The following is a 12947-nucleotide window of genomic DNA, read 5'->3' as shown; positions in this document are numbered from 1 at the left end:
CAACTCAATCATCAATGGAACCCTTCACACCGTCGGAGGGCTGAATGTGACCGAGAAGGAGCGGCAGCTTGCTGTTCTTGAAGTCCCAGCTTCCAAGCGGAGCAAACCAGTCTGGCGCCGGCTCGCCATCAAGCTGGATAACCTGGTCGCCATCGACCGTTTGGTCCGCGTAGAAACTGCTGAAAATCCGGCTGGCCGTACCGATACCCTCCCAGCCTTGGTTCGTCGGCTCGATAGGCTTTGCGACGAATTCGACGCCAGCGATCTGATCACCGTCCATGAGAGCAAATGGTCCCTCGACTGCCCATTCGCCGTGGAACAGAAACACTTGCGCGAGCTTTCGATCCTTCGGGTCCGTCAGCTCAACGTCGCGGCTGTAGATTCTTGCCGATGCGATCATGAAGTTGGCCAGGCCCTCGTCGCTGACAGACCGCGGCATGTCCGTGGCAGCGCCGACCACGAGTCGCAGCGGTGGCTTGCTCATGATCATTACCTCGCCCAGGCGGACGAATTCACTGGCGAGCATCGCCTCCTGCATCGAGACGCGCAACGCGCCGTTGCGGGTCCGGAAACGCTCGGGCGAGATCACCGACCAGAGCCTCCAGAGCGACCAGTAGATTGCGAGCTTCAACGGCGTGCCGACCGCATCTGCATAGGATTGCAGCGACGAGAGGTACTTCTGCGACATGCGCAGCTCCTGCTTGAACGGCTTCCTGCTGCGGACGTTTTTGACCTCGACCAGCCACTGCTCATCGTCATTGAGGACAATGCGGAAATCCGGTGCGCGTAAGGTCTCCGCCGCATGGACACGGCCGACATCCTCCGTCTTGAGGAGCTTGAAGCGTCCGAGACTCAGCACCGTCGCCTCGAACAGGCGCTCAATCCGCGAACCGTGGACAAGCGTCGGATCGGCCAATGCTTCCCGCAAACGCGGCGCGACATCCGCCATGAAACGATCGACCAGCGTCGGATCGTTGAGCGCAATACCGTTCCTGCGCGCAAAGACCGCCACCGACGCCAGCAGATCAAATGCTTTTTGCCTCTTGGGCGGCTCGGGCTGCTCCTCGTCGCTCACGATCCATCCTTCGCAAACAGATCGACGTCGGGTGGATTCATGTAGGCCCGGAAGCTGGCCAGCGTGTCGTCGCTCGGATTCTCGGCTTCGGGGATCGACCGGATAGACTCCGCGATGTCGCGGCGCGCGACGGTCCCGATGATCGTGCCGCCGTTGCTCATCTCGTATTCCATCGAGCCGCAATAGCGGTTCCGCCGCGCCAATCCGGGCGCAAAGGCGATCGGCGGCTTCTTGCTACCCTTCTTGCTCACCTCATGCTTGGCGAGCGCAACCCGAATGAACTCCAGCGTAGTGAAGCCCATTTCTGTGCGCCGCAGATCGACGCGCATCTGCGCGACCAGTTCCGGCCGCTGCTGCGCGTCGCGGAGCTGCTCGGCCCTGAGTTCGCGGTCATAATGCCGGTAGCCGAGATCGCGTTCGAGATGACCCGCCTTGAACTCGAGCCCGCCATTGTCGGCGAGCTTGATTACCTCTTCGCAGCGCTGGCGCCAGGTCCGTTGAAGCTCGTAGGCCGCGTAAATCCACATCGGTGAGAGCGCGCCTAGCAAAGCCATCTTGTTGCGCGGCGGATCGTCATCGGCCTGATGACGCATGATCTCGTCTTCCAGCGCGTTCAGCAGATTGTCGACCATGCCGAGCTGGTGGGCCTGCATGACTAGGAACGTGTTCTCGGAAAAGCCGGCGAGGCTCTTCAGCGCCGCGACAAGTTCGCCCGGGCCAATTTCGGCGACGGAGCGATACCGCGGCAGGTCATGGTACTCGTCATCGATATAGTCGTCGTCCAATCATTCGCCCTCCGCTCGTTCAAGACGGCCAGTATGGCGGATCGGTAACCGCCATTGGCAACGGGTCCGCCCGGCCCCAGAACCGCGTTGTTGCCCTGATATAGCGGACGAGATCGTTACTCCTCATCCGGAGAGACTCGCTTGGCAGCCGCGGCCCGGGCAGAAGGTCGATATAGTCGCCGGCGGTGTCGGACCAGAGCGCAGGCGCCGTCGCACGTAGCCGCTCGCAGGATGGTCGACAGCCAACGGTCTCGATCGAGCGGCCACCACTTTTCCAGGAGCCGGCTAATTTTCGGATCGGCGATGGTGCTATAGGTGTTGGTGTCGAAGGTAATCGCGACCGGCGTCTTCATGCTAGGCCTGTCTTTCCCGCCGCGGGGCGAGTGCGGCTGTCACCGGCAGGGCAGAGCCCTTCACCGTGCCCCATACATCTCTGCCGCAAGCAGCATCGCGGCTCGAAAATATACCGTCGCCTCTCATTGCCCCAGTAATACCCCGCCTTCTGGTGACCACAGCACGACATCGCGAGCACGTCCGCGAAACGGGTCGCCCAGCAACGCCAACCCGTCGCGAAACTGCGCGTAGTTGTAGGATCGATCACCTTCATCTCGAACACTTAGCGCGGCCCGGTCGCCGTCCAAGAATCCGAATGCGGCAGGATCGAAGGTCGGCAACACGAATGATGAAGGCATCTGCCGGCGACCGCTGCGGATCATAGCGCTTAATCCGTTCAAGAATTCGGTGCCGCCCTTCTCCTCAATCGCGAACCATGCAAGCCCGGCGGCCTGCCGTTGCAAAGCTCGCACATGCGGGTGTCGAGCCATTCGCCACCAATAGGGATGATCGAAGAACTCCTCGATCCACCAGGGCGGCACACCGGAGCGCCGCACCCAAGGCACCGACGTCAGATAAGTGCGGCCGGCATACAGGAGACGCAGGAGCGGAACCGGTTCCCGCTCGGGCGCGACCGCATCAGTCGTGCGGAGCCAGTCGATCCAGTCCACGACTTCCGGCACGCCCATCAACATGAAGTTGGATCGGTGCGTCGCGAGGACGATTGGCGTGGGCGTCCCTTCAGGCCGTTCGCCTTCTATTGGTTCCGGAGGCGTAGCGCCGGACTTCTTCCTGGGTTTCGAGATCCGCGTTTCCGACACGCTGAGAAAGTTGCCCGCCACTGTAGGCTTGGAGCCGAAGGCAATGGAATAGCCGTGGATGATCTCACCGAACGTGGACGTCGCCGTAATGTATGGCTTGACCTGCTTTTTATACTTCCGCCTTGCCGCGCTGGTAATCTTCCCAGCAGTCACATCCTTGGCGAATGAACCGTGTGCCTCGGCCAAGACTACGCCATGACCTGCGGCGTTCCCTCCGTCATAGATAAAATCTGCATGGGGATCGAGCGACGACGAGAGGCACACGGCGTTGGCCCGCCACTCATATCCGAGGGCCTCCATATAAAGATGCGTTATGCCGGCGCCGACCTTCGCTGCGAACTGCGATCCTGCCGTGTCGGCGAGAAACTTGAAGTAGGGCTTCAGGGCAAACGCGCTTCCATCTCGGAGAAGCGTCTCCAGTTCGACCAAAGCGCTTTGTTGCAAGCCGTCCAGGAGTTCCTTTGGGGCGTCGTCCCATGTGGTCGCGGTGCGAGCAACTGCAGCCGCCAGGGCCAAGGGCTGAAATGACAGGTGGATGCATGCCGCAGGCGCGGTAAACTTCGGCGCAACGGGACTCGGAATGTGCGGATGCTTCGTATGCTTGGTCAAGCTGACAATCTTGGTCGACGCGCTCAAACCTGACGATGCGATAACTCCGTTCATTAAATCCCCCGTGCATTCTCCCCTTAAATCTATGTCTTACAAATCGGCGCTATCTCCAAGCCACTACCGGCGATTGCTGCCAAAAAAATGTGCGAACTTGGTCTTTCCTGAATTTCATGATCGGCAAGGGCGTGAACTACTCCTCTCGGAGATACTCCGGGCAGGTGTTCCTGCTGATCGGGCCAGTCAGACAACCATGGAGGGGCTCGTCTCAACCCCGGCAGAGAGCGTGGCTACGGCCGACGGCACACCGGCGGCGCAATGACCGTTGTTAACAGCGGCATGCCCAAAGCTGACAGTCCGGTTTCGGCCCCAATACTGTCGTTGGTCACGGCCTGTTTGAGGCAGCGCGGATAACTGCTGCGCCTCCAAAGCCGCGGCTCACTACATCGCGTTCCGGTCCAATACCGCCGCGCATTCCGTCTCGGACGAAGGTCTGAGAAATGGTAGAGAACGGACCCACACCCTGTGGTGCCGAGGTCCTTCAAGGCGGCCTTGCAAAAAAAAGCGCAGCTAAGACAGAGGCAATTGCTGGTTCGCCGCCGCAGGTGGCATCATCGCGCAAGTGATCAGGAATCATTTTGATGAGTACCGGACGATGCCCATTCTCCGCTGGTGGATAGTCTGCGCGCCACTGACGCGCAGACGGAAATCCAGCATGGGCTTGCTGACGCCGTAGATACCCTGAGCCTGATGGTACAGCCCGTCGCTCATGATCCTGTTGGCAGCTTCGTTGGAGATCAGCAGCACGCCCGCAAGAAAGTTCGCCTCCGCCTCAATGCCGCTGTCGCGCGAGCGGTCGCCGTTTTCAAGGAGCGGCGGTGCGTATTCGTGGCCCAGAAAGCAATGCGCGAGCTCATGGCAGATATTGCTGCGTTGCCGGTACGGGTGATGGCGGTCGTTGTGCACGATCGCGGTGGTGAGGCCCCGCGGCACTGTCACCGCCGAGAAGGCATCCTGATGCTCACCGAGAAAAGGGCTGTCCGGTTCCACTTCGCTCAGTTCAAGCAGCTCTATCTCGAAATGCGCGCACACCACGGCCGGATCGATCGGCGCGTGCGGTGCCAGGTCCATCTGCTGACGAACCCGCAGCGCGATGCGGTTTGCTTCCGCCTTGAACCCCCGCCTGAAACCCAATTCAGCTATCCTTCAATCTGTTGTAGGTGCTGACGACGATATCTTCCATCAGCTTGGCTTTATCTGAAGTCAGTTTTGGGTCGGCGCGTAAAAGTGCGGTGATTCTGGCAATTGGCTCCGATTCGGCTGCATCCGCACCCTTGATAAACATCTCGGCCTTGAGGTGCGACCACGCCAGAAGCGCCGCAAGCCCGTTCACGTCCGGTTTGGCACCCTGACCCATGCGGGTCAGGGTGGACGCATTGATCCCGGCTTCCGCTGCTACTTCCTTCCACGTTTTCTGGCGGCTGAGTCGCGCGGCATTGAGGGCCGCGAAGAAGGCCTCGTTGTCGAACCTGTCGGTCATGTCCTCTCCGTTGAGATGTCGCAATTAATTGCGAACTTGCAATTCGCTTCTCTTGATAGTATCAAATCAGTTGCGATTTCGCAATCAGGCTATTAGCCGGCGCCCCCCGCCAGAAAGGATCAATGATGGCCAAGCCTGAAGAACATCCCGCCCCCGAACCGAAGACCGTGACAATCATCGTCAACGGCCGCCAAAAGACGGTTCCCAAGAACGACGACCTGACCTTTGCGGAGGTCATCGCGCTCGCGTTCGAGAACCCGCCCACAGGAGACGGCGTGCAGTTCACCATCCAGTACACGCGCGGCCACGGTAACAAGCCGGCCGGCTCGCTCGTTGAAGGTCAGTCCGTCAAAGCGAAGGAAGGTATGGAATTCGATGTCACGCCGACCAATCGCTCGTAGCGCGGATCTGCTCCGCCTTCAGAACGAAGGCTACGACCTCGAAATCCGGGGCGGATACCTTCTCGTTCATAACGTACCCTATGTCACCTCCCAGGCTGCCGTCCGCTATGACGGCATCCTGATCTCAACGCTGGAAATGACCGATGACGTCACCTCCAGGCCTGGCGATCACCGGGCGTTCTGGACAGGCGAGCATCCATGCCACAGCGACGGCCGGAAGATCAGGAGCATTGAGAACGGCTCGCCGGCCCAGAACTTCGGCAACGGCGTGCAGGCCGACTTCATGTTCTCGGCCAAGGCGCAGTACCGCGACTATCACCACAAGGTCACGACCTATCTCGGGCGCATCACTGGCGAGGCGACGAAGATCGACCCACACGCGACGGCGCAGACCTTCCCCGCGATCCTCGCGGACGGGGAAGGCGAGGTCTTCAAGTATGTCGACACGGCGACGAGCCGGGCCGGCATCGGCGCGATCAATGACAAGGTCAAGGGCCAGAAGATCGGCATCATCGGCCTTGGCGGGACCGGCAGCTATGTCCTGGACCTCGTCGCCAAGGCTCCCGTCGCGGAAATCCATCTCTTCGACGGCGACGTCTTCTCGCAGCACAATGCGTTCCGCTCGCCGGGCGCGCCGGGGCATGAAGAGCTCGCGGCCAAGCCCAAGAAGGTGGCCCACTTCAAGAGCATCTATAAGAAGATGCGGAACGGCATCGTCGTCCATGACGCCTACATGACTGAGGAGAACGTCGCCCTGCTGGACGGGCTCGACTTCGTCTTCGTCTGCGCCGATCGCGGTCCGGTGAAGGAGAAGATTGTCGAGCGGCTCGTAGCCAACGGTACGCCATTCGTCGAGGTGGGCATGGGCGTCGTGCTTGTCGAAGGACGGCTCGGCGGGATCGTCCGCGCGACGACCAGCACGGCAAAGACGCGCGAGCAGGCGGCGCCGCATATCTCCTATGCTGACGGGGATGGCGGGGCGAACGAGTATGCCAGCAACATCCAGATCGCGGAGCTGAATGCGCTCAACGCGGCGATCGCGGTCATCCAGTGGAAAAAGCTGTTCGGCTTCTACCAGGATACGCGCGAGCAATATTATACCGGCTTCAGCATCGCTGCCGGCGCTATCATTTCTGAAGGAAACAAATGACCTGGATCAGACAGATAAGGCCTGAGTTTATTGAGTTCATCCCAGAGAAGCTCGAACCGGGCGTCTTATATGTCTCGAGACGGTATTCTACGGCGTCGCACTTGTGCTGCTGCGGCTGCGGGATGGAGGTGGTCACTCCCCTTAACCCGGCGAAATGGGGGCTCACCGAAGTCAACGGCACCGTGTCCCTCAACCCGTCAGTTGGCAACTGGAGCTTTCCCTGCCAGTCGCACTACTGGATCAGCGGCAACCGCGTGCAATGGGCTGGCGCCATGTCGGCGGAGCGGATCGCGGCGGTGAAAGCGCGCGATCGGCGGGACGTCGAGACAATGGTATCCCGATCACAGGGACTATTCGCTCGGTTCGCCAAGGCGATTGCGACAAAGATTCGCGGTTGGTTTGGTTGATGAAACGGGTACCGCTGCGGCGCCGGCCGATGGTCGTTTTGGGCGCTACCGTGCTGCATAGGTCGAGCATCATTAGGCAGCAACGGGCGGAAGTGATATGCGCAGGCAGCAAGAGCTGCCGTTTAAGAAGGAATGAAACGCAAGAGAATGAGTGTACCTTTCGACCCAAGACTTGCCGGACGACCTGCCCGGTATTCGCCAGCACTTGGCGATGACACACAAGTTCGCTTTCCCGGTCTTGTTAAGCTGAGGCTCGGGCATGCCGCTTTCGGGAGCATGCTGCTGCCGGAGCTGATGTTCGTCGAGCGGTCCGGCTGGCACTTCTACCAGCCTAGCTTCTTCGGGCCGCCTATCCTCGGGTTCAACATAGGCTCCGATATTCACATCGCGCGCTTTTCTGTCGATGTCGGTAATCCACGTGCGACCGATCTGACGCGGCTGCTTGTCGAGATCCGGTCCGATGGTCTCGTCAGGCGCTATGAAGATGGCGCACAGCTCTACCGGTGTGTAGTCGAGGGACCGAAGCGGCTGACACGCTTTGCGTCGGGGCGATGTTGGCCTCGCGCGGACGATGACTTCGATCTTCGGATATTCCACATCACAAACCCCAAGGCGTTTGCCGCGATAGTCGGTAGCCGTAAGCTGCGTTCGTCCCGGTGGAACCTGCAGGGCACCAGGGAGCTCGCCAATGTCGCATATGTCTATCTTACAAGCCTTCCAGCGATAGAAGCTGAGGAAGACCTCCGCCGGATCGCGATGTCCTCTGACGGGATAATCGGATTCCAGACGACCTCCAGGCGTACGCGTGAGGAGACCGTCAAACTGAAGGTCTACCGTGAAAGTACAACCGGGCGAACCGCGAGGCTGCAGGTGAAGATCTCAAGCAGTCTTCTGGCGCCGCCGCATATGTTGATACATCGCCCGATGGGCGACCAGGCCTACTACGAGGTTATCGGCCCTGAGATCTACCGCGTAGGGGTGCAGCCCGAAACCGCACTTACATACGTCAGTGGCGTCGCGACGGTCGAGGAAAGGATGCAAAAGCGCTTCGACTATGTTGTGGTGGGCGATGCCGCGAGCGTTGAGGGGCTGGCTGCACCCTATGACGAGGAGGAGACCAAGCAAGTCGTCCATGTCGAGAAGCTCGACGCTGGCCTCGATCTGTTCGACTTCTGGCTGCAGAACCAGAACAGTGATCAGGTCTCCGCCCGCCAGCCCGAGCCGCGCATCTTTTCAAGCAGATGAAGGTCGTCCGCTTGTTGCTAGCTACATCCTAATAGCTGACCGAACCACGCCCCGTGGCAAAGCTCTCTGCTTCGCAGGGGGCGGGGACAATCGGATTTGACTGTGATGGTGGAAGGGATCAGCCCGCCGAGAAGCAGCCACGCTTTTTGGAACCGTCGGACGGTTGATACGATGCAGCGGTTCTCGATTCCCCAGATTATCGGCGTGAGCAGCCGGCGAAGTGTCCGAAGCTGGATGCGTTCGTGAGGGTATGAACTGCGGTTTCCTGGTGCAAGATCGGAAATAATTTCCGGAAACGCAGCCGAGGCCGCTTCTTGAAATAGTGGCCAAAATAGCCAGAATGCGGCCGAGTTGAGGGGCAGAATCACATGCAAATCATGTCTGCGAAAGACGCGAAGTATGGCTTCGGTCGCTTGATCGACATCGCCAGGTCGGAGCCCGTCACGGTCGAAAAGCATGGGCGACCCGTCGTGGTCGTACTCGCCATCGAGGAGTATGAGCGCCTCAGTTCGATTGCCAATGAAACGCCCAAGGAAACAAAACAAGCATGAGCAACGGCGATCTCAATTGGATCACGAATTTCATATGGGGCATCGCGGATGACGCTCTGCGCGATCTCTATGTTCGCGGCAAATATCGTGATGTCATCCTGCCCATGATGGTTCTGCGTCGGCTCGACGCGGTGCTGGAGCCGACCAAGGCCGAGGTGCTATCAATGAAAGCCAACCTCGACAAGGCCGGCATCACCAATCAGGATGCAGCCCTTCGCCAGGCGGCTGGTCAAGCCTTTTACAATACATCCCTCTTTGCCTTGCGTGATCTGCGCAACCGTTCTTCGCAGGCGCAGTTGAAGGCGGACTTCGAGGATTTCCTCGATGGGTTTTCGCCGAATGTTCAGGAAATTCTCGAGAACTTTGAGTTCCGGAACCAGATCGCCAAGCTTTCCAAGGCGGATGTGCTGGGCACGCTGATCGAGAAATTCCTCGACAGCTCAATCAATCTCGGTCCAAAGCCGGTGCTAAACGGCGATGGATCTGCGAGGCATCCCGGCCTCGACAACCATGCCATGGGTACGATCTTCGAGGAACTGGTTCGGCAGTTCAACGAGGCCAATAACGAAGAAGCCGGACAACATTGGACGCCACGCGATGCTGTCAAGCTCATGGCAAAACTTGTCTTCCAGCCTATCGCCGATCAGATCCAGTCCGGCACTTATCTCCTGTATGATGGGGCATGCGGCACTGGCGGGATGCTGACTGTTGCCGAAGAAACCTTGAAGCAACTCGCCGAGCAGCACGGCAAGCAAGTCTCCACGCATCTGTTCGGACAGGAGATCAATGGTGAGACCTATGCGATTGCCAAGGCCGACCTGCTGATCAAGGGCGAAGGAGAAGAGGCTGACAATATAGTCGGCGGACCGCAATGGTCGACGCTGACCAACGATGCCTTCCCGTCGAAGGAGTTCGACTTCATGCTGTCGAACCCTCCCTACGGAAAGAGCTGGAAATCCGACCAAGAACGCATGGGCGGGAAGGCCGGCATCCGGGATCCGCGCTTCATCATCGAGCATGCGGGTGATCCGGAATACAGCCTCGTCACACGCTCCAGCGACGGCCAGATGCTGTTCCTGGCCAACCTCATTTCGAAGATGAAGCACAATACGCCGCTGGGAAGCCGCATCGCATCGGTTCACAACGGCTCATCCTTGTTCACGGGCGATGCGGGCAGCGGTGAAAGCAATGTCCGGCGCTGGATCATCGAGAACGACTGGCTGGAAGCGATCATCGCCCTGCCGCTCAACATGTTCTACAATACGGGCATTGCGACCTATGTCTGGGTGCTGTCGAACCGAAAGCCGGGACATCGGCGCGGCAAAGTGCAGTTGATCGATGCCACCGCCTGGTCCAATCCTCTGCGCAAAAACCTGGGCAAGAAGAATTGCGAGCTGTCGGATACCGACATCCAGCACATCCTCGATACGTTCATCGCCTTCAAGCCGAGTGAACACTCGCGGATCTACGAGAACAACGAGTTCGGCTACTGGAAGGTCACGGTGGACCGGCCGCTTCGGCTGTCTATCGATCTTTCATCGGCCCATCGTGACTGCTTCCGCGCAGCTTGCGCCGATCTGGATGAGGCGCCGCTTGCCAATGTGGTGGATCGCGTCGCGCTCACGGCCGGCGACGGGCCGCACCGAGACTTCAACCTGTTCATGCAGTGGGTTGCGACCGATGCGGAGCGCCACGGCGTCAAGTTGACGGCCAAGCGCCTCAAGCTCTTGCAGACGGCGCTGGCGGTGCGCGTTGAAGGGGCGGAACGCGTTGTCCGACGCATCCACAAGCCGGGCAAGGTCGCCGCGGACCCGTTGCGCGGGCTCTTTCCGGTTACCATTGGGGGCAAGGCGCATGTGGTGGAGTATGAGGTCGACAGTGAACTGCGTGACACCGAGACCATTCCCTTCAAGGAACCCGGCGGCGTAGAGGCCTTCATTCGCCGCGAGGTGCTTCCCCATGCGCCGGACGCCTGGCTCGATGACGACAAGACTGCGATCGGCTACGAGATAAGTTTCACGCGCTACTTCTACAAGCCCCAGACGCTCAGGTCGCTGGAAACCATCCGCGCTGATATTCTGGCGCTGGAGCGCGAAACCGAGGGCCTGATGGCGGACATCATCGGAGCGGCGCGATGATCGGTGGTTTGCGCCCCTATGCCGAGATGACGCCAAGCGACCTGCTGTGGCTTGGCGACGTGCCGGCGCATTGGGATGTGAGGCGAAACGGTCGGTTGTTCGGGCCAAGAAGGGAGACTGGTTTTCCGGAGCTGCCGGTCCTCGAAGTCTCTTTGCGGAGCGGCGTTCGTGTTCGCGACTTCGACAACGGTTCGCGCAAGCAGGAAATGAGCGACCGTTCCAAATATCAGCGGGCGTTGCGCGGCGACATCGCCTACAACATGATGCGCATGTGGCAAGGAGCAGTCGGGATCGTACCAGTTGACGGCCTGGTAAGCCCCGCCTACGTGGTGGCTCATCCTTTCCCGGAGACGGACGCCGCCTACTACGCCTATCTGTTCCGCACCGCAGCTTATATGCGTGAGGTCGATGCCTTCTCGCGCGGCATTGTAGCGGACCGTAATCGGCTCTACTGGGAGTCGTTCAAGCAAATGCCGTCGGTCTATCCGCCGTTTGATGAGCAGCGATTGATCGTGCGTTTTCTGGATTGGCACGGGGCGCAGACGGAGAAACTAATCCGCGCGAAAAGGAAGATCATTGCGCTTCTGAACGAGCAGAAGCAGGCGATCATCCACCGCGCCGTCACCCGCGGGCTCGATCCGAACGTCCGCCTCAAACCCTCTGGCGTGCCCTGGCTCGGCGACGTTCCGGAGGGGTGGGATGTAGCAGCTCTTCGGCACCGATATGATCAGTGCCTCGGGAAGATGCTTGATGCTAAACGCATCACAGGAGCGCATCCGCTACCATACCTAAGAAATCAGGACGTTCAGTGGGAGAGAATCAATCTGATCGATCTTCCAACAATGGACGTCCCATTAGAGGAGTATGATCGCTACACGTTGAAGTCAGGCGACCTGCTCGTGTGCGAAGGTGGCGAGGTGGGTCGCGCGGCAATCTGGTCGGCAGCAATTGAAGTTTGTGGCTTCCAGAAAGCGCTCCACCGGCTTCGCCCCCTCAAGCTCGATCAGGATGATCCGCGCTTCTTGTTATTGCAACTGAGATTGGCTGTAGCGCTAGGTGCCTTTGTCGATGGTCACGAGAGCACTATCGCGCACCTCACTGGTGAAAAGCTTCGAGCCCATCGATTCCTCTTTCCGGCTTTCGAGATTCAGCAGGGCATAGTTGCTGCATGCGAAGCTCAAAGTCGCGACATTGATGTCGGTATTGACAGGCTGGAGAGTGAGATCGCCCTTATCCAAGAATTCCGCACCCGGCTGATTGTCGATGTCGTCACCGGCAAGCTCGATGTGCGGGCGGTCGCTGCGACCCTGCCCGAAGTCGCCGACCACAAGCCGATCGAAGACTCCGGTGACGACGAGGATCTCGATGAGTTGGACGCCGATGTCGAGAACGAGGAGGTCGCTGCCTGATGGGTATACCTACAGAGCCGATCCTAAATATCATGCGCCGCTCCATGGCCAACCTGCGTTTCGTAGAAGAACGGTGTGGACCAGCCGGACCCTTCGAGGTAACGCAATTGATAAATACGTTCCTGGGTGCCCTTGCTCATCCGTTCGAGGCAATGCGGGATGACCTGAGGTTGATCCCAATAGTTGATGCCCAGACCTTGGGCTGGCCTCAGATTTCCAAGGAACGGACAACTTACAAGGATCCTGAATCTCTCGGCGATCTTGTCAGGCTGATGCGCAATGGAATTGCGCATGGGAACATTGAGTTCCTGTCAGATGGCAAAGGCCAGATTCGCGCAATCCGACTGTGGAATACATCGAAAGGTTCGCGAAACTGGGGAGCTATCATCACGATTGAAGATATGCGCCGTTTTCTTGATGTGTTTGTCGACCTGATCGAGCGCCGTCATAAGGAGTTCGGTTGGTATGCAAGAGGTGTTGCCTGAC

13 protein-coding genes are annotated in these 12947 nt (G+C 59.2%); 8 read left to right on the top strand and 5 right to left on the bottom strand.

Annotated elements, in window-relative coordinates; all coding sequences use genetic code 11:
* Window positions 1-4: 4 nt before the first annotated feature.
* From AC0C6X_RS01740 to AC0C6X_RS01720, 5 genes are all read right to left on the bottom strand, one after another.
* Window positions 5-1075, bottom strand: a complete 1071-nt coding sequence (locus AC0C6X_RS01740; RefSeq protein ID WP_472951592.1) for a hypothetical protein — start codon at window positions 1073-1075, stop codon at window positions 5-7.
* Complete coding sequence (locus AC0C6X_RS01735) at window positions 1072-1860, bottom strand: hypothetical protein (RefSeq protein WP_472951590.1); 789 nt, start codon at window positions 1858-1860, stop codon at window positions 1072-1074. Before AC0C6X_RS01735 ends, AC0C6X_RS01740 begins: the two co-directional genes overlap by 4 nt.
* 476 nt (window positions 1861-2336) lie before the next feature.
* Window positions 2337-3623 (bottom strand): hypothetical protein, encoded by a 1287-nt coding sequence (locus AC0C6X_RS01730; RefSeq protein ID WP_472951588.1) that lies wholly within the window; start codon window positions 3621-3623, stop codon window positions 2337-2339.
* Between the two features lie 630 nt (window positions 3624-4253).
* A complete protein-coding gene (locus tag AC0C6X_RS01725; RefSeq protein WP_472951587.1) occupies window positions 4254-4814 on the bottom strand; it encodes an ImmA/IrrE family metallo-endopeptidase in 561 nt (186 codons plus the stop codon).
* Window position 4815: 1 nt separating this feature from the next.
* Window positions 4816-5160 carry a helix-turn-helix domain-containing protein gene (locus tag AC0C6X_RS01720; RefSeq protein WP_472951586.1) on the bottom strand — a complete coding sequence of 115 codons (345 nt, stop codon included), beginning with the start codon at window positions 5158-5160 and terminating at the stop codon, window positions 4816-4818.
* 125 nt (window positions 5161-5285) lie between these two features.
* Between AC0C6X_RS01720 and AC0C6X_RS01715 the strand changes: the two genes are divergently transcribed.
* The 8 genes from AC0C6X_RS01715 (at window position 5286) to AC0C6X_RS01680 (ending at window position 12946) form a co-directional block, all read left to right on the top strand.
* Window positions 5286-5561 carry a multiubiquitin domain-containing protein gene (locus tag AC0C6X_RS01715; RefSeq protein WP_472951584.1) on the top strand — a complete coding sequence of 92 codons (276 nt, stop codon included), beginning with the start codon at window positions 5286-5288 and terminating at the stop codon, window positions 5559-5561.
* The gene (locus AC0C6X_RS01710) at window positions 5536-6711 is read left to right on the top strand and encodes a ThiF family adenylyltransferase (RefSeq protein WP_472951582.1); all 1176 of its coding nucleotides are present in this window, start codon (window positions 5536-5538) and stop codon (window positions 6709-6711) included. Before AC0C6X_RS01715 ends, AC0C6X_RS01710 begins: the two co-directional genes overlap by 26 nt.
* Window positions 6708-7118 (top strand): ubiquitination-like system serine protease family protein, encoded by a 411-nt coding sequence (locus AC0C6X_RS01705; protein ID WP_472951579.1) that lies wholly within the window; start codon window positions 6708-6710, stop codon window positions 7116-7118. Before AC0C6X_RS01710 ends, AC0C6X_RS01705 begins: the two co-directional genes overlap by 4 nt.
* Before the next feature lie 147 nt (window positions 7119-7265).
* Window positions 7266-8363 (top strand): hypothetical protein, encoded by a 1098-nt coding sequence (locus AC0C6X_RS01700; protein WP_472951577.1) that lies wholly within the window; start codon window positions 7266-7268, stop codon window positions 8361-8363.
* A 377-nt stretch (window positions 8364-8740) separates the two neighbouring features.
* A complete protein-coding gene (locus AC0C6X_RS01695) occupies window positions 8741-8914 on the top strand; it encodes a type II toxin-antitoxin system prevent-host-death family antitoxin (RefSeq protein WP_472951574.1) in 174 nt (57 codons plus the stop codon).
* Entirely contained in the window at window positions 8911-11052 is a 2142-nt protein-coding gene (locus tag AC0C6X_RS01690) for a type I restriction-modification system subunit M (protein ID WP_472951572.1), read from the top strand. Before AC0C6X_RS01695 ends, AC0C6X_RS01690 begins: the two co-directional genes overlap by 4 nt.
* Window positions 11049-12461, top strand: coding sequence for a restriction endonuclease subunit S (locus AC0C6X_RS01685; protein WP_472951570.1), 1413 nt, complete (start codon window positions 11049-11051; stop codon window positions 12459-12461). Before AC0C6X_RS01690 ends, AC0C6X_RS01685 begins: the two co-directional genes overlap by 4 nt.
* The gene (locus AC0C6X_RS01680; RefSeq protein ID WP_472951568.1) at window positions 12461-12946 is read left to right on the top strand and encodes a HEPN family nuclease; all 486 of its coding nucleotides are present in this window, start codon (window positions 12461-12463) and stop codon (window positions 12944-12946) included. The genes AC0C6X_RS01685 and AC0C6X_RS01680 overlap by 1 nt, the downstream gene beginning before the upstream one ends.
* Window position 12947 lies beyond the last annotated feature (1 nt).

The organism is Ensifer sp. VA4 (assembly GCF_055710065.1).
Note: the sequence above shows the minus strand (reverse complement) of the source record. Positions and strands in the feature narration are given on the sequence as shown.

What these genes read in the sequence shown, in the direction of transcription:
- AC0C6X_RS01720 (WP_472951586.1), bottom strand. Translation starts at nt 5,160, where the DNA reads ATGACCGACAGGTTCGACAACGAGGCCTTCTTCGCGGCCCTCAATGCC.
- AC0C6X_RS01715 (WP_472951584.1), top strand. Translation starts at nt 5,286, where the DNA reads ATGGCCAAGCCTGAAGAACATCCCGCCCCCGAACCGAAGACCGTGACA.
- AC0C6X_RS01710 (WP_472951582.1), top strand. Translation starts at nt 5,536, where the DNA reads ATGTCACGCCGACCAATCGCTCGTAGCGCGGATCTGCTCCGCCTTCAG.
- AC0C6X_RS01705 (WP_472951579.1), top strand. Translation starts at nt 6,708, where the DNA reads ATGACCTGGATCAGACAGATAAGGCCTGAGTTTATTGAGTTCATCCCA.
- AC0C6X_RS01700 (WP_472951577.1), top strand. Translation starts at nt 7,266, where the DNA reads ATGAGTGTACCTTTCGACCCAAGACTTGCCGGACGACCTGCCCGGTAT.
- AC0C6X_RS01695 (WP_472951574.1), top strand. Translation starts at nt 8,741, where the DNA reads ATGTCTGCGAAAGACGCGAAGTATGGCTTCGGTCGCTTGATCGACATC.
- AC0C6X_RS01690 (WP_472951572.1), top strand. Translation starts at nt 8,911, where the DNA reads ATGAGCAACGGCGATCTCAATTGGATCACGAATTTCATATGGGGCATC.
- AC0C6X_RS01685 (WP_472951570.1), top strand. Translation starts at nt 11,049, where the DNA reads ATGATCGGTGGTTTGCGCCCCTATGCCGAGATGACGCCAAGCGACCTG.
- AC0C6X_RS01680 (WP_472951568.1), top strand. Translation starts at nt 12,461, where the DNA reads ATGGGTATACCTACAGAGCCGATCCTAAATATCATGCGCCGCTCCATG.